The 23429-nt window shown below is 48.0% G+C and carries 19 protein-coding genes; 10 read left to right on the plus strand and 9 right to left on the minus strand.

Annotation, left to right across the window (positions count from 1 at the left end):
* Nucleotides 1-62: 62 nt before the first annotated feature.
* On the minus strand, nt 63-524 hold the full coding sequence (locus tag CLV98_RS17950) for a VOC family protein (RefSeq protein ID WP_109676680.1): 462 nt from the start codon (nt 522-524) through the stop codon (nt 63-65).
* 366 nt (nt 525-890) lie between these two features.
* On the opposite strand from CLV98_RS17950, the gene CLV98_RS17955 reads away from it, so the two are divergent.
* Nucleotides 891-4286: a M12 family metallo-peptidase gene (locus CLV98_RS17955; RefSeq protein WP_109676495.1), complete on the plus strand. Its 3396-nt coding sequence runs from the start codon at nt 891-893 to the stop codon at nt 4284-4286.
* A gap of 31 nt (nt 4287-4317) precedes the next feature.
* Here CLV98_RS17955 and CLV98_RS17960 read toward each other — a convergent pair whose 3' ends face one another.
* Nucleotides 4318-5316: a TonB family protein gene (locus tag CLV98_RS17960; RefSeq protein WP_109676497.1), complete on the minus strand. Its 999-nt coding sequence runs from the start codon at nt 5314-5316 to the stop codon at nt 4318-4320.
* A 151-nt stretch (nt 5317-5467) separates the two neighbouring features.
* Between CLV98_RS17960 and CLV98_RS17965 the strand changes: the two genes are divergently transcribed.
* Nucleotides 5468-6331: a UDP-2,3-diacylglucosamine diphosphatase gene (locus tag CLV98_RS17965; protein WP_109676499.1), complete on the plus strand. Its 864-nt coding sequence runs from the start codon at nt 5468-5470 to the stop codon at nt 6329-6331.
* A gap of 2 nt (nt 6332-6333) precedes the next feature.
* Nucleotides 6334-7479 (plus strand): glycosyltransferase family protein, encoded by a 1146-nt coding sequence (locus tag CLV98_RS17970; RefSeq protein WP_109676501.1) that lies wholly within the window; start codon nt 6334-6336, stop codon nt 7477-7479.
* Between the two features lie 235 nt (nt 7480-7714).
* Here the strand turns inward: CLV98_RS17970 and CLV98_RS17975 are convergent, their stop codons facing one another.
* From CLV98_RS17975 to CLV98_RS17985, 3 genes are read right to left on the minus strand one after another with little or no spacing between them, the layout of a single operon-like run.
* The gene (locus tag CLV98_RS17975) at nt 7715-8947 is read right to left on the minus strand and encodes a serpin family protein (protein ID WP_229203446.1); all 1233 of its coding nucleotides are present in this window, start codon (nt 8945-8947) and stop codon (nt 7715-7717) included.
* 40 nt (nt 8948-8987) lie between these two features.
* Nucleotides 8988-10457 carry a hypothetical protein gene (locus CLV98_RS17980; RefSeq protein ID WP_109676504.1) on the minus strand — a complete coding sequence of 490 codons (1470 nt, stop codon included), beginning with the start codon at nt 10455-10457 and terminating at the stop codon, nt 8988-8990.
* Nucleotides 10435-10998 (minus strand): RNA polymerase sigma factor, encoded by a 564-nt coding sequence (locus CLV98_RS17985; RefSeq protein WP_109676684.1) that lies wholly within the window; start codon nt 10996-10998, stop codon nt 10435-10437. The genes CLV98_RS17980 and CLV98_RS17985 overlap by 23 nt, the downstream gene beginning before the upstream one ends.
* Nucleotides 10999-11279: 281 nt before the next feature.
* Here CLV98_RS17985 and CLV98_RS17990 point away from each other — a divergent pair, with 281 nt between their 5' ends.
* From CLV98_RS17990 to CLV98_RS18000, 3 genes are all read left to right on the plus strand, one after another.
* The gene (locus tag CLV98_RS17990; protein WP_109676506.1) at nt 11280-11576 is read left to right on the plus strand and encodes a hypothetical protein; all 297 of its coding nucleotides are present in this window, start codon (nt 11280-11282) and stop codon (nt 11574-11576) included.
* Between the two features lie 115 nt (nt 11577-11691).
* Nucleotides 11692-12120 carry a guanyl-specific ribonuclease gene (locus tag CLV98_RS17995; protein ID WP_229203447.1) on the plus strand — a complete coding sequence of 143 codons (429 nt, stop codon included), beginning with the start codon at nt 11692-11694 and terminating at the stop codon, nt 12118-12120.
* A gap of 130 nt (nt 12121-12250) precedes the next feature.
* The gene (locus CLV98_RS18000; RefSeq protein WP_109676508.1) at nt 12251-12691 is read left to right on the plus strand and encodes a barstar family protein; all 441 of its coding nucleotides are present in this window, start codon (nt 12251-12253) and stop codon (nt 12689-12691) included.
* Nucleotides 12692-12719: 28 nt separating this feature from the next.
* Here the strand turns inward: CLV98_RS18000 and pnuC are convergent, their stop codons facing one another.
* Nucleotides 12720-13346: a nicotinamide riboside transporter PnuC gene (gene pnuC, locus CLV98_RS18005; protein ID WP_109676510.1), complete on the minus strand. Its 627-nt coding sequence runs from the start codon at nt 13344-13346 to the stop codon at nt 12720-12722.
* A 168-nt stretch (nt 13347-13514) separates the two neighbouring features.
* Here pnuC and CLV98_RS18010 point away from each other — a divergent pair, with 168 nt between their 5' ends.
* The 3 genes from CLV98_RS18010 to gldJ all read left to right on the plus strand — a co-directional run bounded on the left by CLV98_RS18010 (nt 13515) and on the right by gldJ (nt 19037).
* Nucleotides 13515-14090, plus strand: a complete 576-nt coding sequence (locus tag CLV98_RS18010; protein WP_109676512.1) for a hypothetical protein — start codon at nt 13515-13517, stop codon at nt 14088-14090.
* A gap of 246 nt (nt 14091-14336) precedes the next feature.
* The gene (gene mfd / locus CLV98_RS18015; RefSeq protein WP_109676514.1) at nt 14337-17684 is read left to right on the plus strand and encodes a transcription-repair coupling factor; all 3348 of its coding nucleotides are present in this window, start codon (nt 14337-14339) and stop codon (nt 17682-17684) included.
* A 102-nt stretch (nt 17685-17786) separates the two neighbouring features.
* Nucleotides 17787-19037, plus strand: a complete 1251-nt coding sequence (gldJ, locus tag CLV98_RS18020; RefSeq protein ID WP_109676516.1) for a gliding motility lipoprotein GldJ — start codon at nt 17787-17789, stop codon at nt 19035-19037.
* A 62-nt stretch (nt 19038-19099) separates the two neighbouring features.
* Here the strand turns inward: gldJ and CLV98_RS18025 are convergent, their stop codons facing one another.
* A complete protein-coding gene (locus CLV98_RS18025) occupies nt 19100-19792 on the minus strand; it encodes a ComF family protein (protein ID WP_109676518.1) in 693 nt (230 codons plus the stop codon).
* A 75-nt stretch (nt 19793-19867) separates the two neighbouring features.
* Between CLV98_RS18025 and CLV98_RS18030 the strand changes: the two genes are divergently transcribed.
* Nucleotides 19868-21229, plus strand: coding sequence for a dihydroorotase (locus tag CLV98_RS18030; RefSeq protein ID WP_109676520.1), 1362 nt, complete (start codon nt 19868-19870; stop codon nt 21227-21229).
* On the opposite strand, the gene CLV98_RS18035 is transcribed toward CLV98_RS18030, so the two are convergent.
* Both CLV98_RS18035 and ruvB read right to left on the minus strand, forming a co-directional pair.
* Nucleotides 21212-21634, minus strand: coding sequence for a (deoxy)nucleoside triphosphate pyrophosphohydrolase (locus CLV98_RS18035; protein WP_109676522.1), 423 nt, complete (start codon nt 21632-21634; stop codon nt 21212-21214). The two genes, CLV98_RS18030 and CLV98_RS18035, sit on opposite strands and share 18 nt — an antisense overlap.
* A gap of 760 nt (nt 21635-22394) precedes the next feature.
* Nucleotides 22395-23420, minus strand: coding sequence for a Holliday junction branch migration DNA helicase RuvB (gene ruvB / locus CLV98_RS18040; protein ID WP_109676524.1), 1026 nt, complete (start codon nt 23418-23420; stop codon nt 22395-22397).
* Nucleotides 23421-23429 lie beyond the last annotated feature (9 nt).

A 23429-nucleotide genomic window follows, 5' to 3' on the forward strand; every position in this document is an offset into this window, starting at 1 on the left:
TATTTCCTGTTGTGGGTCAACTTCCTTAATCGGGCCATTTTAGATGAAGTAAAGAATAGGATTTATTGGGTCGTTTCACCGCCCATGGCAGTGAGTACCCGGTCGATCGGCTCCCAGAGTTCTATTTTATGGCCATCCTCATCGAGGATATGGACAAATTTACCATAATCGTACGTTTCGATTTCATCCACAATTGTCACGCCCTCCTTTCTCAGCTTATCGACGAGTGCTTCCAGGTTTTGAACCCGATAGTTGATCATAAACTCCTTTTTGGAAGGCTCAAAATAGGCACTATCCGATTTAAAAGGGCTCCATTGCAAATAATTGATTTCCTCGGGCCGGTGTGTATTCCTAAACTCAAAGGTAGAGCCCCACTCGGTGGTTACCAAGCCCAAATGCTGAGCATACCAAGACCTTGTTTTTTCGGGATCCTCCGAAAAGAAGAATATCCCACCTATCCCCGTCACTTTGGGAGTAGACCGATCTTCGCTCCCTTCCGTGTTCTTTTGTGCACTGTCTTCCATAATTTCTGATGGTTTTAATAAAAAACTACCCGGCCATGCCGGACTCATCGATACCAAAAAGTCAAATATTACTTCGTTAAGCTACAAAATTTTCACCATTTATTGCAGCGATGAATGAAATAAGGAAGAAGGGTAGTAAAGCCCATGGCCGATAGTACCATTCCCCCTTAGCAAGCATGCATTTGAGGGGTTTTCCTTCCTACTACATTTATTTCGTATCAGGGTCTCCTAGAATATACGTAAACAGGGCCTCTTACCGATTACTAACTTTTTACCCACATTAATAATCATTCTTCGTAGTATTCAGTGAACATTGCGTAACTTTTCGTAATAAAGTAAACCCTACCCATCAAAAATAATTTGAATATGTCCTCAGCCTCCACCATACGGCTTTGCGTCAGCTATTTACTCCTGCTGTGGAGCCCAGTAGCCTGGCCTCAGGTTCCACCACCTAGCTGTGGAACCTTAGACGATACCAATGCCGCTACCCTACGTACCTTTTCCCAACAGCACGACCTCAGCCGATTGCGCACGGCACAACAAGAACTCCTCGAATACCGCCTGGCACTAGACATTAACTACCAGACCTACCAGCAATATAAGGGAGACACCGCCCTGATCAAAAGCGTGGCCTACGGCTTTATCGACAAGGCATCCGCCATTTTCGAACGAGACATCGGAGTGAAGCTGACGGTAAGTACTATCCACATATGGAAAAGCCCTGAGCCCTATGCCCTCTCCACAGACATGGACTATTACAACAATATCCTCACCTATTGGAACATGCATCGCAGCGAACCCCGCGATGCTGTAGTGAGTCTTTCGGTACGTGGAGGGTGGTTTTATGGAGGCTACAGGATGTGTACCTCCAATTTCCCCGGCCCCACCAACCCTACCCTTTCGGTAGATTTACTAGCCCACGAGCTAGGCCATACCCTGGGCTCCCCACATACCCATAGCTGTTCCTGGCCGGGAGGCCCCATCGACTACTGCGAGATCGTAGAGAGCAATGGTGCCGACTGCCAGAGCCAGTTTAAAGAATATACGAATGGCACCCTGATGTCCTATTGCCGTAGCGTCCTGCGCTTCCACCCCTTATGCCAAAGCCTAATGCGCTCCTATGCCGAAGGGAAAATCGCTACCAACTTCCGGCTGAAAACCATGGACAGCTCTCCTCCTCCGGCCGATCTACAGATCGTACAGAGTAACGACAATCTGCCCATTTTTCAATGGCCTGCAACCCTAGGGGCCTATCGTTTCCAGCTACAGATCGCCCAGGACGGTGCCTTCACCAACATAGTTGCGGACACGCTACTTTCTCAAGCCTTCTACCGCTCCACAGGCTTAGGGCAAGGGCAATACATGGCCCGCTACCGCATCCAAACCACCCATGGCTCGGGTGCCTGGTCCCCAGCATCGCCTTTTACTGTTCGTACCTTCAGCGCCGGCAGCGAAGCCCCTTTAATGCTGCAAGCCGAATTGGACAATAAAGGATTGGTCACGGGGACATTTAAGGGATATCCAGAGACGGACTCCTACCAGGTCATGTTCATTAACCTCAATTATACCCAGCAGTTCACCATCTACGAACGGGCGATGCAGGAAAACGGCCCTCAATATTTTAGCCTACCCCTCAACATGCCCCTTTATGGCTGGTATGGAGTGAAGCTGCGTGTGGGGAAAGCCGGGGTCTGGACCGACTGGGGGGAGTTGCGCTATCTTTCCAACCCCTGGAATGGCCGCTTTTTGGAAGGAAACACCCTAACTAACGCCACGGCCCGGCCCCTGATTGCCACCACGTACTTTCAGCCCACCACCTCGGCCGGCCTACAGCAAAGTATTGAAATCGCTACGGATAAAAACTTCCAAAGGCTCGTCTACTCCGACTCCAGCGCCATCAATCAAATGCAGGAACGGTTTTCCAACAAGATAAACTTTAGTCCGCAGCTAGCCGAACATACCGTTTATTATGCCCGCACCAGGCTGCAATACGCCCCTGGGCAATATACCCCCTGGGACAGCACACGGTTTCAGACCGGCTGGAACGACAGCCGATTCAAATATCTGGGAACGGTAACCCCCAAGCCCATGCCTACCAACAGCTACTCTCTGGAAAATAATTCTTGTCGTTTTTTCCAAACCGATAGGTACCTCTATGTATATACTGCCAATATGGGGTATTATGCCAGTGCAGACATGAAGAATTGGGAGGACGTTACCGTAAGTAAATCCAAGGGCAAGTCCCCCGATTTTCTGCGTCAATTCGCTGCCACCGATGAGTCGGTTACTTACACCCTGGACCAAACCAATGTACTGACCCGGCGAATGACAGGTACCTATCAAAACTTCCCCGGCCCCGAAGGGTTCTATACTAGCGGGCTATCCAATGCCGCTATCTCTGAGTCTGATGGGGTATTCTTCTCTTCAAGAACCAAGGGAGTTGCCCATTTTAAGAATGGAAGTTGGCAATTGTATGGTAAGGCCCTGCTCGGCTCCGACAATGCCTTGGTGGTGGCCAACTCCGAATCGGGGATTTGGGCGGTCATGGAAGGGGGGATGGTATGGTGCTTCCAACAGAATCAGTGGGTACAGCGGCCCTCCCTACCCCAATGGCAGGGAATAAAAGGCCTATTATTCGACCCAAATGGGCAAGCCTACGCCTATGGTACCTGGGGCGCCAGCCGACTTAGCCCTAACCAGCAAGCCTGGGAACAGGTAGCGGGCCTGGCCAATTACCCCATCGCAAAAATGTTGCTCGATTCATCTGCCAGCCTATGGGCCGCTAGCTACAAGGTAGTAGGTGTTAACGTTCAAGATCAGGCCCTTATAAAGCTTTCACAAGGCCAAACCACGGTATATAACGACGGACTGGCCTTCTTACGTGAGCCTTTCGATATCGCCTATTTCAAAAACAAACTGTATATACTCACCACTGGGGCAGAGCTCCATAGCTTCGACGAATCCAATATTCAACGCTTTGACCCTCAAGCTAGTTACTGTATAGGCGACAAGCTACCCGTGAGCCTGACGAGCAATTCCACCCAGGCTTCTTCCACCGACTTAAGCATAGAACTGCTACCCGAAAAGGCACCGCAGCCCCCAGTAATTTTAGCTTCTGAAGCCATCAGGCTGTTTCCATTTAGGGGCCGTTCCGGAACTCCTGAATTCTTACTTTCCGAAGATATAGCCCCTGGGACCTATAGACTTAGAACGGTCCTAGAGCATCCGGACCTACGAAGTCCAGTAAGTGAGCAGTTTTATGTATCCCAGCTCCCTCAGGCATCCATTGCCTTAGGAGCTGTCTCCCCCTATGCGACCCCTTTGCTAGCTCCCGAAGGAAAGGGTTTTCAATATGAATGGCTTAAGGATGGGGAATTATTGGCACGTGAAAAGGCCGCCATACTCATGGCTTATGAGGACGGGAATTATCGGGTACGCATTACCAATGCCGAAGGCTGCAGTGCGATTTCCCCTCAGCAGGCCATTACCGTAGAACACCCCAGCCAGATTACCCTGCTACAAAACAGCCCCAACCCAGCCATTTCCATCAGCAAAATTGATTTTTACACGCCCATTGAGCAACCCATGGAGCTGGAGCTCTTCGATATACGTGGCATTAAGGTTCGCGCTTTGAGCCAGGGAGTTTATGATAAGGGGTGGCATAGCATGGCTATCGACGTATCGGCACTGCCCTCAGGAACTTATATCTACCGACTATCGGCCGAAGACTTCCGAAAATCGTTGAAGCTTTTTAAACCATAGAGGTCGTGTTCGTTCTTATGATTCCTCGCCGTCAATTCACTTGAAAGTTAATGGGGATACGCATGGGTGCGGCGATGGCTCGCCCTTTGTATAGAGCGGGCTCCCATTTCCCTTCCATTAGCTTGATGATCCGGAGGGCTTCCCGGTCGGCATCGGCCTGTAAATTCTCTGAAACACGTACCATACTCCAAATCTGTCCATTCTCGTACCAGTCGGTCCGCTGCACCAAAGACTCTTGGCGTTGGTACAGACGGCGGATACTCCCATTAGGATAGTAATAACGAGCCAATAGGGGCATGGCCGCCTTCCCATCGAAAGCCTCAAAGGCGAGAAGCTCCCCCTCGACAGATCGGGTAATTTTCTCATACGGGGAGCCTACCATCGTTTCCTTGGTGCTCGTTACGATAGCCAATAATGAATCGGCAGCCCCAGCCAAATGGACCCAGCTGGTATCTTTAGAAAATGGTACCGTTTTTATGGTTTTCCACCCATCTCCTTTTTTCTGTTGATAAAGTAGGTTGCTCCGGGCATGTCCCAGCGCATCCACCGGAATATAATTGCGGTATTTTATATCGGATGCTACTCGGGTAGCCTCATTTTTTTTATTGAAATACTCGATCAAAACACCTTCTTGACCGTCATATCCAGGAATGGCCTCAGTCCGAATATAGGCGGGGTACACCACCTTTTGCCTTACAGGAGCCCCTGCTTTCACTGCTGGCTTCCAGGCCTTATATAATGAAAGGACCCGCACAACCTCGCGGTCTACCTCAGGACTCATAGAGCGTAGGACCTGAAGGTCGGTCATCCGCCCATCGGGCTCTACCGTTCCTTGCACAAAAACGCGGCCATCAAGGCCCTGAGCAGCCGAGGCGATGGGCAGCTGAAGATTGGCTAGTACATAGGCGCCCAGCCTTTCCATCCCTCCAGCAGGAACGGCTGGGGAGTCGGTCTGTTGCGCTTCCAATACCCCTTGTCCATAGCTCAACTGGCATGCCAAGAGGCCTAAAATAATTCCTGTCAATTTCATGTACAGCAAAAATCAGAACTTGAAAATTAGTCCTGAACTTAAATTTATTCACTTAAAGTAACAAATCGTTTATAATGTTTTCTACAAAATCTTAATCAACTGATAACCTGCAAATAACAGCTAGGTAATATGAAATGTGAAAATTTGTAACATGGCAGAGAAAACAGATTTCAAGACGATTATTATTTCTGATATTCACTTGGGAACCAGCGGCTCCAAGGCCGAAGAAGTGACCAACTTCTTAAAGATGTACACCTGTAAGAAACTTATTCTGAACGGGGATATCATCGATGCATGGCAGCTCAAAAAATATGGCGTATGGAAGCGTAAGCATACCCTGTTTTTTAAGCGGGTGCTACGCATGATCGAGCAAAATAACACCAAGGTGATCTACCTACGGGGAAATCATGACGATTTTCTCGATCAGATCCTGCCCTTGCGACTGGGAAAGCATTTCCAGATTCGCACCGATTACATTCTGAACTCTGGAGATCAGCGTTTTTATGTAACCCATGGCGATGTGTTCGACTCCATTACCACCCACCTAAAGTGGCTGGCGTATCTGGGCGATATCGGCTACACTTTCCTCTTATGGGTCAACAAACAATATAATAAATACAGAGCTTGGCGGGGTCTACCTTACTTTTCTCTCTCGCAAAAGATTAAGCAGTCGGTCAAATTTGCAGTGAATTACATGACCGATTTTGAAGAAAAGCTGACCGAGCTAGCCAGGTCCCGGGGCTGTGATGGCATCATCTGCGGGCATATACACCAACCGGCCATTCGCGAGATCGACGGCATTATGTATATGAACTCTGGAGACTGGGTAGAGACGCTCAGTGCTTTGGTAGAGGATCATGAGGGCAACTGGAACCTGCTTTATTACAACCAGGTGCTCGAAGACGAAAAAAAAAGCGAAGTAGACGCCCCCTTTCGAGAGACGAGCTTCAAGGTAGTGGACAAGCAAGTGGCCTTTACGGGCCTCATGCCAAAGCCCAATAAAAAAATAGGTTAAGTATGCGCATCGTATTTTTAGTTCAAGGTGAAGGAAAAGGACATCTTACCCAGGCGATATCGCTAGGGCAAATCCTTACGGAAGCGGGCCACGAGGTAGTAGGTGCCCTCGTAGGGAAATCGCCCGATAGGACCATCCCATCATTTTTTGAGCGAGAAATAGGCGCTCCGGTATTCCTACACGACGCCCCCAACATCATATATAATAAGAAAGGTCGGGGTATTAATCTACCTAAAACGATCATGACCCATTTGGGTTCTTTGCCTCATTATTTGAAGAGTTTGCATGGTATTCACAAGACCATTGAGTCCCTAACACCCGACCTTATCGTCAACTTTTACGAGATCTATGGAGGCTTATACAACGTGCTGTTCCGCAGCGGAATACCGATGGTATGCATTGCACATCAGTACCTGCTACAAAACCCCACTTTTACCTTCCCCCCCAAAAGTTCGATCGATCGTAAGTTTATAAACTTCAACACCCAAGCCACCTCCTGGCTTTGTAAGCGCAAACTATCGTTGTCCTTTAGGCCCATGCCCGTACAGGATCCTAAAAAACACCTGGTAGTGCCCCCCCTGCTCCGGCGTGAAGTTCGGTTGCTGGAGCCTCATCAGGGCGACTACCTCCTGGTGTATATGACTCACCACAGCCTAAGCAAGCATATTATCGACTGGCATCAAAAACATCCGGAGGTAAAGCTTGTGTGTTTCTGGGACAATCGCCACGAAGGCGAAACAGTACAGTACGGCCGCAATTTGGTCTTTCACCAAATAAATGCCGAAAAATACCTCCATTTGCTAGCGGGCTGCAAGGCATTGGTAACCACAGCGGGCTTTGAGTCGGTATGTGAAGCGATGTACTTGGGCAAACCGGTAATGATGGTTCCAGTTCCCAAGCATTTTGAACAGCAATGCAACGCCCTGGACGGGGTCATTTCTGGAGCGGGTATATCGGCCAAGTCTTTTGACCTATCCATAGTATTAGACTACCTCCCTCGCCACCAGGATCAATCGGCCCGTTTTAGAAGCTGGTATATGCAAGGCGACAACATGTTTCTGAATGCCATCGAAGACTTTGGCCATGGCACGGTAAGCCACAACAGGCCCATGCCCGAAAATAAATCCTCAAAAGTGTACCATCGCTAGTCGGTCACTACAATTTGCATGGCTTGCCATTCCATAATACCGGTGGTGCCCAGGTTTGGATACTGCGAGATACTTCCTCCTGCCTAGAGAACTCCTTCTTACCGTTGTAGCTGAATAAAAAAAATCGTCCGGAAGTAAAACCTCCGAACGATAACGCACCCCAGACGCCAGCCGAAACCGGCGTCGTGCTCTTGAGTAGGTTGGACCTGCGCATACTGGTCCTTCCTACAATATTTTAATGGAGGGTAGGATTCATAATCCGACCCATAAATAAAATGGAATTTGAAGTATTTTCACTGATCACCAAGCCGAATGGTTTATTACAGATAAACTTTTGAACCATGGGAAGGCTCGTCACCTCGATGCCGATGGTGGTTACGGCCGCGGCTTCGGTGCCCTCTTCATCCACGCCTAGGAAGGTATCTTGCTTCACAAAACTCACCAAAAGGTTATTCTGACTACTAATTCCCTGCAGCTCGGCTCCTGGAAGAAAGACCTTTTGAATCCCCATTTGCGATAAGGTCTTGTTTAGTTTTACCGAATATTTCAATTGGAACTTGGGAAGTCCAACCATTACTTTAGTGCCATGCAGTTGACTCTTCTGCAGGTCTTCCCAGTCCGTATACTTCATGGCACTCATAACATCTCCAATCTTGACTCCATCGTTGGGAAGAATAAGGGTCATATTAAATTGTCCGTTGGCATATGGCAAACGCAAGGCTTTATAAGTATCGTTGCTAGCTGCATCGAAGGTCCCTTCATGAAACATCATCGTCGTCGTTTTCCCAGTTCCATCTTCCAAATTGTAAGCGGCTTCTTTGGTGTTTTTGGGGTCAAATTCCGATTGCCAGCTCCCTTTGAAATATAGGGCATTGAGCAAAAACATCACCTGGTCGGCGGTGATACTGTCCAGAACTTTATCGATTTTCTTATTAGTGTTGTCAGAAGCCCACTGATTAATTTTAGCCAATGCAGTCGCATCGAATGGTAAACCCGTTACCTCGGCATTAAAAATGTCCTTTAAGCCTTGGGTATAGTCCGTCTTGACGGGGAATCCTTCCTTGTACCACATCGAGTTGGCCAGGCCAACCTTTACCCGTGAATCGGCTATGGGCAAGTCCCTGATCAACACCTTATAGGCCTGCTGGAGATCGTCTTCACTAATGTCGTTAAGCTTTAAGGCGGTCTTTATTTCGCTAGCCGTCTCTCCCTGAGCTCCAGCAAGGAGCATCCCCATGGCCATATGCAGGCTCAATGGCGACACAAACAGGTTTTCGGTTGCTGGTTGGGTAGCTTGTAGATTTTTAAAGAAGTCGAAGGCAAACTGACCACTCCCCGTAGCTACCGACTCTGGAATTTCAATAGGGGTGACTTTCGTACTGGGTGCTACGCTATTATTAGTACATCCGGCCAACACGGCAGTGCAAAGGCCGATACCAAAGATTCCTTTTACCAGGATATTTTTCATGACTAATCGATTATGGTGTGAATGTATAAAAAACGAGACCCTAAAAACTATAGCGAACTCCCCAGGCAACGCCATATAAATGAGGCTTCGATTGCAGACTTACCGTATTATAAAACCCAGAAGTGAGGCCTTGTTGATAGGAGCCCGTTAGGTTGGCGCGCCACTTTTCCGAGAGCTTATACTGAACCCTTAGCCCCGTAGTAGCAGACAAGTTTACCGAACGATATACCTCATCACCTGGCTTGGTCGTGATAATGCCCCCGGTGGACGACTGCAACTCATTTTTCAAGAAAAAGTTGGTCATCACTCCCCCCAAGATGGCATAATTCCATTTCCCTTCTGGGTTAAGGGTAAACCCAGCCTGCACGGGAAGCTGCAAATAGCGGTAGTCGTTGGAAATAACATTATTGACGTCGATATACAGCTTATTGGGATTATTATTGACCAGAGAGGAGTTGGGAGAATTATAACCAAACTCTTTATTGCTATTGGCATCGGCAAGGGCCGCCTCTACTACGTTGGTCGATAGGTTGGTAGAAGATGCACTCAACAGATAGCCTCCCCCTTCATATTGTGAATTGGCTTGTAGATAACTCAACCCCATTTCAAGGGACCAATGCTTGGATACCTTCAGGCCTGCCTGGGTTTGGAAGGCATAGGAAGCCCCCGCTTTGCTACCTCCCGACACGGCACTCTGACGTGCATAGGACATCGACTGAAAGGACTCCGGTGCCGATACGACCTTGAGGTCGGGGTTAAAAGATGCAGGCATAAAACTTAGTCCCGCCCAGTATTCTCGGGGTTCCTTAGCCAATAGAACGGGCTCCTCTCGCAGCTCCGGCCTAAAGAATACATAACGCTTTTGCATCAGTACCTCCAGCTCCTCAACAGGTTTTATTGCGATTTCTTTTAGGTCTGTCACTCCTTTTTCCGAAAGCTCTGGTACGGTTCCTACTCCCTCGCTACTCGCTACTCGATCCAGAGCATTCCCTTTCCCTTTTAAAAAGGCCTCAACATCTGTAGGGCTTTCCCCCTGAACAAAGGCATTGATCCCAGCAGGTTGCGTGACCGAAGCATCACTTTCAGGCTGTAGGTGACGACTCTGGTTCGACTTCAGCGCTACAGCAGCCCTAGCCGATTCCTTTGCCAAAGGGGCTAAGGTTTCCTGTGGATCTTCAATCCTGGTGTCTGAGGAAGCTATTGGCCCATCCGTTTCTGAATTCGCCATTTTGGAAGCTTTAGTAACTTTTTCTATCCCAGCGAGAGGGGCCACTTCAAAAGCTTGTTGCTGGTACCATATACCCCCTCCAACCAGCATAAGGGTAGCTAAGGACGCCGCTACCAGCCACACCCTGCGCGCCTGCCACCAAGCCAAGGGAACAATTTTTTCTTCCTGCTCCTCCAACTTAGCCTCTATCGCGTCCCAAACCGATTTTGGAGGCGGTACAGAAGCGTCCTCGAGGGCCCGTTTCCACTGCTCTTCAAAGTTATTTTTTTCGGATGGTTTCATTGTCCAATCGATTTTCTCTATTTAGTTTTTGTTGAAGTAAACTTCTGGCTCTTGCATATTGTGACTTGGAGGTTCCCTCCGATATTCCTAGTTTTTCGGCTATTTCATTATGTTGAAAACCTTCGATAGCATACAAGTTAAAGATGGTGCGACAGCCGGTAGGGAGCTCCTGGACAATTTCTAATAACTGTTGGTGTTGGAAATCGGCCAAGGTAACATTTCCATCGGCCAGGCCGGCTTCGTATGTCTCCAAGTCGCCGAGCTCCTTCCAATGCTTCTGCTGTCGGAGATGGTTTAGGGCGGTGTTAACCACCACCGACCGCATCCAGTATTCTACCGGCGAGTCGCTCCGAAACGATCCTATATGCTCATAAATCTTGATAAAGGCCTCCTGAAGTACATCTTCCGCATCGATTTTATTCTTAGTATAACGTAAACAAATAGCAAACAACTTCCCTCCAAAAACATCGTAAAGCTGTTTCTGGGCCGTTCGGTCGCGTCGCTTGCAACCTGCCACTAGTTCTTGTTCATTAAAGGTCATCCGAAGATTTAAGGGGTGCTTCTTTCGGTTTTTCAATAAGTTATCTTGTCTTACCTCAGGGTCGTCTGTTAACGCTAATTCCGACATATTTTCTACCTATCGTTCCATAGCATGACAATATTGGTAATAAATTAGTTGGAATTGTTTGAAAATAAAATCTAATTCGTATCTATGTAGGCCAGCCTAAGGCTTCGGAACTATTATCTTTCCGTTAACCTTTTAATAAGAGGCAGTCAGATAAAGCCAGGGTAATTATTGTTTCACCTAACCTCTATCGTATCATGAGCCAATACATGGTTGAAATTATGCTTCCGGCCGTGATGTCGGAGGAGTTTACTGGTAAAATTCCCGCCCAAAGGAAAAAAATCAACGAGATGATGGAACAAGGACTGTTAATGTCCTATGCCTTAGCCGACGATTATTCCAAACTTTGGTGTGTGGTAAAAGGAGAGAGTGAGTTTGAGGTCATGACCGTTATTTCGGAGTTTCCGTTGATCGATTTTATGGACCCCAAAATCAGCAAATTAATGTTTAACAACGTGGTAGCACTACGGTTACCCATGTTCTCCTTAAATTAGGACCGTGGAGTCCTGTTTAACCCATTTAATTTTTAATTGATTAATCAAACAACCCCGAAACCCTTCATCTCGAATCGTTTCGGGGTTTTTCTTACCCCTTAAACGACCCAGTCCTATGCACCCGAAAAACACTCCTTCCTTCCTGGTACGCCTACTGTTGGGCCTACTGGTTTTCATGTTCACTTTTTGTCGCTCCGAGCAGCGCACCGAGCAGGCTAGCCAGCAGGCCAGCAGCACTACCCAGAGCCAAGCCGCTATTGCCCCCACTAACGCGTCCATCCCCCCAAAAGTACTGGAAGTGCTGCAGTATGTACGAAACCACGACAAGGCCCCTGACGGCTATGTAGGAGGCCGTCGTTTTGGAAATTTTGAAAAATTGCTGCCGCTAAAAGATGCACAAGGACGCCCTATGCAGTACCGCGAATGGGACGTAAACCCCCAAATAAAAGGCAAAAACAGAGGCACTCAACGGCTGGTAACCAGCAAAAACAACAGGGCTTGGTACACCTCCGATCATTACGCCTCCTTTACAGAAATAGAATAGTCTCCAAGGCTGTGCGATCCTCGTTTAATTACTATTTTAGAATTCTTTAAGGCCTTTGTTAAGAGTTTCAGATTAACCATTTTATATTTGCGATCATTCCATTAATCAAATCTTGAAACCCTTATAGGGCATGAGAAATACCCATTTTTTATTAACCAAAAATCCTGAAACGGTAAACACCCAGTTCCCTAATGCTTTTGTAGGCCTTTTGGATGGGAAAAAGGCCACCCATACCAAGGCCTTTTTCGAGGAAATTGCCCAGGCACTAAACTTCCCAGAGGAGAGCGGTACCAACCTCGATGCCTTGGACGAAATGTTAAACGACTTGGGGTGGATCGATCAAGAGCAAGTCATACTCCTCATTAGCCAGTCCAACGATTGGCTAAGCAACGAAAAGTCGATCGATAAAATCCTTACCATTATCGACATCATGGATGCCACCGCCGAAGATTGGAAATGGATGGATGAAGAAGAGGGAGTGGACAAAAAAGAACTGAAGATAATCCTAGAGGACTCCCCCAGGATTAGAGCCCTATTGGAAGAACAAGAAATACCATTTGGTGAAATATAATCGGGCAACGGCTCGGTAACACCAACGCTTAGTGGCCAGCAGAACTTACCCCTTTGGCTCTGTAGTCTTTCCTCCAGCTTACGTAGCCCATGAGGGCCAGCACAAGGAAAACAAGATAGAGCAAGGCGGTCAGGTGTAAATCTTTGTGCCAGTACATCACCATATAGCAGGCGTCGGCGACGATCCAGATCAGCCAGTTTTCCAAATATTTGCGCGCCATCATCCATTGAGCAATGAGGCTAGCGATGGTCAGGGCGGAGTCGACGTAGGAAAGGCTGGCGTTGGTGTAAGTCCCCAGCAAATAGCCCCAAAGCAAGGTAACGACGACGAAAATCCCTAAAAACACACCATATAGCCCGGGCGGTGTTGTGCTTACAGAAATACCATCGTGGCTTTTCCCCCCAAACCGCCACATATACCAGCCATAGATGCTTGTAAAGAAATAGTACCCCTGTAAACCCATGTCGGCATAGAGCTGTACCTGCCAAAAAACCACCGCATATAGCACCGCATTGATAATACCAAAGAACCAACCTAGGACATTCTGACGGGTATTTAAGTACACACAAATGGCACCAGTAATAAAGCCTAAAATCTCTAGCGGGCTCGTAGGAAATCCGAAAAATACAATGCTTTGGTTCAGCCAATCCATCATTTAGTTAGCAGTCATTAGGGTGATTAGGAGGGCAAAAGAAATTAAAATATTCCGTTTTTGTCCATTTTATATATTAAATTCAAAGCAACATCAGAAGGCCACCCCCTGCCACGCTGCCCTTATTTTATCGAAAGAGTTGCACACATTTTGTCCTAACCAGCTATCGCTATGAAAAAATGTTCAATCGCTACCCTCGTTCTAGCAACGTTACTGCTGGCCCCAGGATGTGGTGGTAGCCGCCCTTTAGGTCATTTTTTGGTAAACCCCGATTCCCCTCCCTACGCTCAAAAAATTCTCACCCCTTTGTATATCGTTTTGCAAAAAGGAGTGGCCGACGAGTTGACCATAGGGGCTACCTCCGATCAGAAGCTAAGAGTCACCAATTTTCGGATGTCAGTTAAAGATGCCCTTTCAGCCACTTTCTCCAAAAACTTTCAAACCATCTATTTCGTAGATAGCGTCCCCGAGCGCGAACTTACCCTTATCCTTACCAGCATTCACCCTTCGTGGGAGCAAAACGACCCAGGCCTTAACCCTAGAGCGCGTTTAAATGCACACTTTTCGGTACAGACCGTCCTACGACTAGACAATGCCCCCATTCAAGCGGCCGACTTACAGGTTACCAGTAGGCTCCATACGGATGCCCACGGACTTCCTGAGGTCTTTAAAGACGGGCTACGAGTAAGTTGTGAACGATTGAACGAAAGTATTTTCACTCCTGAAATCGTTACGAGGATTCAATAAGAACAAATACTAGAGCCCCTGCTTAATCTCCTACTTTGTCTCTATCTTTTTTAGCCCTATTTTTGTGGATCGACAGGGTTTATCGTTTCCCTGATCAGTAATTGCCGAACCAGACAAATGCCCTGGTACGGCTTTTTGTGTTTGGAATAGCCAACAGGAAAGTACGACAAACACAGCGTTATATTAAAGAATAGCTCATTCATTCATATTCCCGACAGGGAACCGATGACATAATAAAGATAACCATTGGAAGTTCAAGACTTACTAAAGCTCTATGCCGGAGATAGCTATCTGGAGACCATTATTTCCCAGTTGTCGGCCAAAGACCAGGCCGATCCGCATGTACAGATCAAAGGCCTCGTAGGAAGTGCCGACGCCATCTTATGCGCCGCCGTGCAGAAGAAACACCCAGGCCCTGCACTCTACATCCTCAACGACCGGGAAGAAGCCGCCTATTTCCAAAACGATTTACAAAATATGCTGGGAAAGGCTGAGGTATTGTTCTACCCCACCTCCTACAAAAGGCCTTATCATTATGAAGAGGTAGACAATGCCAACGTATTGATGCGGGGTGAAATCCTCAATAAGCTCAATGTGCCCAAACCCGGCCCCTTCCAGATCGTCACTTACCCTGAGGCTCTTTCTGAAAAAGTGATCAACAAAAAAAGTTTACAGGCCAATACATTTTCGGTGAAGGTAGGAGAAAAACTGGATCCCGCTTTTCTGACCGAATTCCTTAATAGCTATGGGTTCGAAATCACCGATTTCGTTTTTGAAGCGGGCCAATTTTCCGTCAGGGGAGGTATTTTGGATGTATTCTCATATGCCAATGAGCAGCCCTTCCGCATCGAGCTCTTTGGCGACGAAGTCGACAGCATTCGTGCCTTCGACCCCGACACCCAACTATCCAGCGATGCCGTCCGACAAATAAATATTGTACCCGATATTCAGCAGAAGCTCGTTAACGAATCACGGGAATCGTTTCTTAATTTCGTAGGTACCAAGGCTACCCTCTGGCTAAAAGATGCCGAACTGGTATTGGAAGTAATCGAAAATACCTTTGAAAAAGCCGAAAAAGCCTTGTTGGAGGTTACTGGTGGCGGGGTACAAATCGTGTCGGACCCTCAAAACCTCTTTGAAACCAGACGCGGATTTCTCAATCAAATCAAGCAATTCAGAACGGTAGAGTTTGGCAAGCGGTTTTATTTTAAAACAGCCTCTAAATTCCCCTATACGACCAAGCCCCAACCGTCCTTTAACAAGGACTTCAAAAGGCTCTTGGACGACCTTAGCGACAACCAATCCAAGGGGTATGTCAACATTATTGCCTCAGAACAACCCAAACAGCTCGATAGGCTCGAAAGAATTTTTGAAGACCTAGACCCCTTCGTGAAGTTTCAGCCCATGCACGTTTCCTTGCGTGAAGGCTTCTTGGACGAAAACCTCAAGGTAGCTTGCTACACCGACCACCAGATCTTCGCCCGGTTCTTCAAATACAAGTTAAAAGACAAGTTTAGCAAGTCCAAGGCCATCACCCTGAAGGAACTGAAAACCCTTCAACCCGGCGACTTTGTCACCCATGTCGACTATGGTATCGGCCGATTTGCGGGCCTGGAACGTAAGGACGTCAATGGCCAGCAGCAGGAGGCCATTAGGCTAATATACCGCGATAACGACCTCTTATATGTAAGTGTTCACAATTTGCATAAAATAGCCAAATATACCGGTAAAGAAGGCACCCCGCCCGCCATGAGCAAATTGGGCTCTGGAGACTGGGAGGCCAAAAAATCGAGGGTTAAGAAACAGCTAAAGGACATAGCCCATGAGTTGATATCCTTATATGCCAAGCGGCGGCAGGCCCCCGGCTTTGCCTATTCCTTGGACAACTACCTGCAGGCGGAGCTCGAATCCTCGTTTATTTACGAAGATACCCCCGACCAAGCCACCGCTACAGCCAACGTTAAAGAAGACATGGAAAAAGCACACCCCATGGACCGGCTGGTATGTGGGGACGTGGGTTTTGGGAAAACGGAAATTGCCATTAGGGCCGCCTTTAAGGCGGTATGCGACAGCAAACAGGTGGCCGTACTAGTGCCCACCACTATTTTGGCCATGCAGCATTACAAAACCTTTAGCGAAAGACTCTCCGACTTCCCTGCCAAAGTGGGGTATATCAACCGCTTTAAAACCACCAAAGAGATTAAGGCAACCCTAAAAGAGGCCGCAGAAGGGAAAATTGATATCTTGATAGGGACCCATCGAATTCTGAATAAGGATGTGCATTTCAAAGACCTAGGGCTGCTTATCGTGGATGAGGAGCAAAAATTTGGCGTTAAGGCCAAGGATCGGCTCAAAGAAATGCGCGTCAATGTGGATGTGCTGACGCTCACAGCTACGCCCATTCCGCGTACCTTGCACTTTTCCTTGATGGGCGCCCGCGACTTGTCGGTGATCGCCACGCCCCCTCCCAACCGCCAGCCTGTAACCACCGAGGTCCATAGCTTTAGCGAAGAGTTTATCCGCGACGCTATCAGCTTCGAAATCCAGCGGGGCGGACAGGTATTTTTCGTCCATAACCGGGTAAATGACATCGAATCGATCGCCAACATCATCATGCGCCTGGTACCGGACGTACGCATAGGAGTGGCCCATGGACAAATGGAAGGAGATAAACTGGAGAAAGTGATGGTGAACTTTATAGAAGGGGAATACGATATTTTGGTCTCTACCAATATCATAGAGTCTGGAATCGATATTCCCAATGCCAATACCATTATCATCAATTCGGCGCATATGTTTGGCATGTCCGACTTGCACCAGATGCGGGGCCGGGTGGGGCGGTCTAACCGCAAGGCTTTCTGCTATTTGCTAACGCCGAGTATCTCTACATTGGCCAGTGAGTCGCGAAAAAGACTCCAAACTTTAGAGGAATTCTCGGACCTCGGCGATGGCTTTAAAGTAGCCATGCGCGATTTGGATATTCGAGGAGCTGGAAATCTGCTCGGAGCCGAACAGAGTGGGTTCGTCAACGACCTCGGCTATGAACTGTACCATAAAATGCTCGATGAAGCGGTGCAAGAGCTCAAAAACAATGAATTTAAAGATTTATTCGCCACTTCCATGGCCCTGCCGAGCAAACTTATGCCCGACTGCCAGATCGAAACCGACTCCGCCACGCTCATCCCCGACGGATATGTAAAGAATATTTCGGAAAGACTTTCGTTGTATACTCGTCTAGACAATATTGAGAGCGAAGAAGAGCTGGCAAAATTCGAAAAAGAAATATTGGACCGCTTTGGTCCCGTGCCTGTTGAAGTTCAAGATCTGCTCAAGACGGTTCGTCTTCGGTGGGAGGCAGAGAGCCTATACATGGAAAAACTGACCCTGAAAAACAATACTTTAAAAGGATACTTCGTTACTTCGCAGAACGATGCCTTCTTTCAGTCGGCCAAGTTTGGCAAGGTGATCGATTATATCAAGACCTATCCTAAAGTCAGTTCTCTGAAAGATCAGAAGGGTAAGCTGATCCTGATTTGTGAAAACGTCAAAAATATAGAACAAGCCCGGACAATTCTGATGGAAATGACGAGTTAATCTGGGATTGTAAGAAATTATTTGCAATTGATTTCATACATTTGCCATTTGACATACTATATAATTAAGAAACACTTAAGTCACTTTAAAGCAATGATTTGCATGCAAAAGATGGGTATCCGGTCAATCACGCTGATTCTGATTGTGTTATTAGCGGCTACTTCTTGTAGTAAAAATAAAAAGCCAACCAGCTTAAAGCCCGGTAAAACGAGCTCTAAAACCGGCTTGGCCTATAACGGCAAAGATGGATTTCAGGTAAAGCAATATAAAGCTTTGCCCGCAGGTCCCGACTTGGTGTATATAGAAGGAGGACGCTTTACAATGGGCTCCTTGGAAGAGGATGTGATGATGCGTCGCGACAATCCGAAACGTACCGTCAGTATTCAGTCCTTTTATATGGACCAAACCGAGGTAGCCAACGTCCATTATTTGGAATATCTTAACGCCGTTCAACGCGACTCCTCCGAGGAATATTATAGCAGGGCGCTGCCAGACACCAACGTCTGGTTCAACGAACTTTCTTTTAACGACTCTTACGTGACCATGTATCTGCGCCATCCAGGCTTCCGGTTGTATCCGGTAGTAGGGGTTTCATGGGTACAGGCCAACGACTATTGTAACTGGAGAACGGCTGCCGTTCAGATGGCCAATAATTCGATGGGACAAAGCGCTGGAAAGAAAAAAGGAATCTCTTTTGGCAAAAAGAAGAAGGCTGAAGCTCAAGCAGAGGTGGCCTCTGCCGAAATGGCGCCAGCACAAACCATCGAAAGTGGCTATGTGATGCCTCCTTACCGCCTACCTACAGAGGCTGAGTTCGAATATGCCGCTATGGGGATGATAGGAACTCAATATTCGGACGAAAACCAATCCAATTCACGGATTTATCCTTGGGATGGCTCTACCATGCGTCAGCCAAGAGGCCGTAAGCAAGGTACTATGTTGGCCAACTTTAAGCGGGGCCCTGGTGACTATGCCGGTATTGCTGGGAAGTCTAACGACGGAGCCATTATTACCCAAGAGATACGCTCCTACCCTGCCAACGACAATGGCCTTTACGACATGGCTGGTAATGTAAGCGAGTGGGTATACGACGTGTACCGCCCCTTGTCCAACAGCGACGTCAACGACTTGAACTCCTTCCGTAGAGATGGATACCAAGATCAGGCAAAAAATTACGATACCAAAAACAACAACTCCTTAGTAGACGATAAGCTAAGAGTATACAAAGGTGGCTCATGGGCCGACGTAGCCTACTGGCTGTCGCCAGGAACGCGCCGGTATATGGATCAAGACTCAGCTACTGCTATGGTAGGCTTCCGTTGTGCGATGATCGCCACAGGAAGTCGCAAGTAAGTCTTAATAGGTTGTTAGTAAAAAGGGCGATTCCGGACGGAGTCGCCCTTTTTACTGTAGCATTAATGCTGCGCCAAAGCCAGGGTTCGGATATGGATGACCTTGGCCCCAGCCGATACCAATACCTCCACACAAGCTTCGAGGGTCGCTCCGGTGGTCAGCACGTCGTCCACCAGCATCAATTCTTCAAAATCGAGCCTTTTAGCCACTTCGAATACGCCCCGGACATTCTCCCTGCGGGCCCACTTATCTTTTCCAGTTTGCGTTTCGGTATACTTGGTCCTTTTCAAAAGCCCCCCCGACCAAGGAATACCGGTGGCGAGGGAAATGCCTTCCGCTAATAAATCGCTCTGATTATAACCCCTACGCCTTCGTTTTCTATCATGCAACGGAACACTTACGATCAGCTGCACCGAAGGGAAGTTCTCTTGGGCGCTCATTTCATGGCCAAACCACCGCCCTACTTCAAGGCCTAAGTCACGAGCACCACGGTATTTCAATGCATGCAACAGTCTTTGCACCTTCCCTCTCTTGGCAAATAACAAAAATGCTTGAACACTCCCCACCGCAGGAAGATGTACAAACCTGTTGGCAGCTTGGTCGGCATATAGGCTATCGGGCCCCACCCTCGGTAGGCTCACCCGGCAACTGGTACAGAGAAGCTGCTCGTTACCTACCAAATCGGTATCACAAGCCTCACAGCAGCGGGGGAAAAGTAAATCGACAAAATCGGACCAAATAACTTGCCATTTCATAATTTAACGCTTTATATTGGTGCTAATATAATTTCGCTCAATACCTTTGTAGCCTCAAAAAACAAATCGGCCCCTATGAAAACGCTTATCCTGAATGCCTTAGTCGTAAATGAAAATACAACAAAAGAATTAGACGTACTAATCGCCGATGGTCGAATACTGAAGCTAGGAGCCGATTTGCAAAATACCCCCGCCGACCATATCATCGATGCCAAAGGACTACACCTGATTCCGGGGGTGATCGACGACCAGGTACATTTCAGGGAACCAGGGCTTACCCACAAAGCCAATATCGCTACAGAAGCACGTGCGGCCGTAGCGGGAGGGGTAACTTCCTTTATGGAAATGCCCAACACCGTGCCCAATGCCCTTACACAACCCTTGTTAGAGGATAAATACCAGATTGCCGCCCAGTCGTCGCTGGCCAATTACTCCTTTTTTATGGGAGCTTCCAACGACAACTATGAAGAGGTAATGCGCACCGACATCAAAAATGTATGCGGAATAAAAGTGTTTATGGGGTCCTCTACTGGCAACATGCTCGTAGATGCTCCTGAAGTACTCAATAAATTATTTGCTAACGCCCCCTGCCTCATTGCTACACACTGTGAGGATGAAGCCACGGTGCGCCAACGGATGGAGCACTTTAAAGAAGTATATGGAGAAAATGTACCTTATAATATTCATGCGCTGATTCGCAATGAAGAAGCTTGCCTAATATCGTCGCGGTTTGCCTCCGACCTTGCCCGCAAGCATGGAACCCGGCTGCATATCTTACACATCTCTACGGGTGACGAAACCTCCCTTTTCGAAGTGGGCACTCGGAAAGAAGGGAAAATACGCTTGGCCAATGGCACTCCCAAGCTGATAACCTCCGAAGCCTGTGTACACCATCTATGGTTCGACGCCGAAGACTATAAGACCTTGGGCAATAACATTAAGTGTAACCCAGCCATTAAAGCGCCGCATCATAAAGAGGCTATCCTGCAGGCCTTGCTCGACGACCGCATCGACGTGATCGCCACCGACCATGCGCCCCATACCGCCCAAGAAAAGGCACAGCCGTATTGGCAGTCGCCCTCGGGCCTGCCATTGGTACAGCACTCGCTAAATGTAATGCTAGAGATGAGCCGACAAGGTAAAATAACAATGGAAAGAGCGGTGGAAAAAATGACCCATGCCGTGGCCGACTGCTTCCAGATTGCCGACAGAGGCTATATCCGCGAAGGCTACTGGGCCGACTTGGCATTAATAGATCTCAATGCTAAGACGGTGGTAAAGGCCGATAACCTCCATGCCAAATGTGGCTGGTCCCCCTTTGAAGGTACCGAGTTCCATTCCGAAGTGACCCATACCTTTGTGTCGGGCCACCTGGCCTATCATAAGGGCCAGTTCGACGAGTCTAAAAAAGGCCAGAGGCTATCGTTTGACCGATAAATATTCGTTATAATGACGGATAATATCCCAATCGCCTTCTGTCCAGTCCAGTTCAGTGAGGGCTTCCGGTCCCAGCCAGAGTATCTTTTCATGCTCTGAAAGGGTCATTTCAAAGGATTTGAGACGACAAATGAAAGGCACCAGGACAATTTCACGCCAGCCTTGGTCCTTGACGGTCTCGGGCAATGGGCGGATTATCTCTATGTCCACGTCCAGTTCCTCCCTGATTTCGCGGTAAAGGGTCTGCTCATCGGTTTCATTTTTTTCCTGTTTGCCACCCGGAAACTCCCACTTTAAGGGAAAGGAAAGATGCGCACTACGCTGGGCGGCAAGTACCAGCCCCTCATGCTCAATGATAGCACAAGGTACGCGAACTACTAATTTTATTGGACAATAAGTATCCATGCAGAGACGGTCGATCAAAATTCTCCGCAAAAGTACAATAACTATTCCAATTATAGGGTTGTTGGGGATTTTTTAGGTTTTAGGTTTTAGGTTTTAGGTTTTAGGTTTTAGGCAGTAGGCCGTAGGCTTTAGGCATTTTGTATGGTGCAGTTTGCTTATAGCCTTGCAGGCGATAGGCCGTAGGCCTTTTGTATAGTGCTTATTGCTTAAAGCCTTGCAGGCGATAGGCCGTAGGCCTTTTGTATAGTGCTTATTGCTTAAAGCCTTGCAGGCCGTAGGCAATAGGCGGTAGGCGGTAAGCCTTTTGTATGGTGCAATTTGCTTAAAGCTTATTGCTTAAAGCTTAAAGCCTTGTAGGCAGTAGGCAATAGGCAGTATGCGGTAAGCTTTTTGTATCGTGAAATTTGCTTAAAGCTTATTGCTTACAGCTTAAAGCCTTGCAGGCCGTAGGCATTAGGCAATAGGCGTTAGGCAGTATGCGGTAAGCCTTTAGTATGGTGAAATTTGCTTAAAGCTTATTGCTTAAAGCTTAAAGCTTATTGCTTACAGCTTAAAGCCTTGTAGGCCGTAGGCAATAGGCGATAGGCAGTATGCCGTAAGCCTTTTGTATGGTGAAATTTGCTTAAAGCTTATTGCTTACGGCTTAAAGCCTTGTAGGCCGTTAGTTTAGTGCATTTTGCTTAATGCATACAGCTTACGGCATACAGCCCAGAAGGCTTCCTGCATCATGCCTACGGCCTATTGCCTAAAAAACTATTACCTAAAAAAGCTCCCCGGCCCTGTGCCTGGGCAGTACGCCTAGGTGGTGAAAAGCCTTTTCGGTGACTTCTCTACCTCGGGCGGTACGTTTCATATAGCCTTCTTTGATCAAAAAGGGCTCATAGACCTCCTCGATCGTTTCGGCCTCTTCACCACAGGCCGTAGCGATGGTCGATAGCCCTACAGGGCCACCCTTAAACTTCTCTACGATAGTCGATAGGATACGGTTATCCATCTCATCCAACCCATTTTGATCTACGTCCAAGGCCTTCAGGGCCATTTCGGCTATGGCTACGGTAATACTGCCATCGCCCTTTACCTGGGCGAAGTCGCGGGTACGGCGCAGCAGGTTATTGGCAATACGAGGGGTACCGCGGCTGCGTCGGGCTATTTCGAAGGCGGCATCGTCGCCTAGAGGGGTCTCTAAGATGGCTGCTGACCGCTTTAAAATCTTGGACAAAAGCGCTGCATCATAATACTCTAGTCGGGCGTTAATCCCAAAGCGCGCCCGTAGCGGAGAGGTAAGCATTCCGGCGCGGGTGGTAGCCCCTATTAGCGTAAAGGGATTGAGTCCTATCTGAATACTCCGGGCATTGGGGCCGCTGTCGAGCATGATGTCGATCTTATAATCCTCCATGGCCGAATACAAATACTCTTCCACGACGGGATTGAGCCGGTGGATTTCATCGATAAACAGGACGTCGAACTCCTGGAGGTTGGTGAGGAGCCCTGCCAAGTCGCTGGGTTTGTCCAGTACCGGCCCCGACGTGATCTTGATCCCTGCTCCCAGCTCATTGGCTACAATATTGGAGAGGGTGGTCTTGCCTAGCCCCGGAGGGCCATGTAGCAGGACATGGTCCAGGGCGTCGCCCCTTTGACGGGCCGCCTGCACGAATATTTTTAAATTCTCTAATATCTTATCCTGTCCAGAAAAATCGTCGAAGGTCAGGGGCCTTAGGGCCTTTTCAATTTCCTTCTCCGTATTGGATAGATTCTCCTTATCTCCCGACAGATAGTCTTGGCGCATACACTAGCT

Source organism: Dyadobacter jejuensis (assembly GCF_003149085.1).
GTDB lineage: Bacteria > Bacteroidota > Bacteroidia > Cytophagales > Spirosomataceae > Dyadobacter > Dyadobacter jejuensis.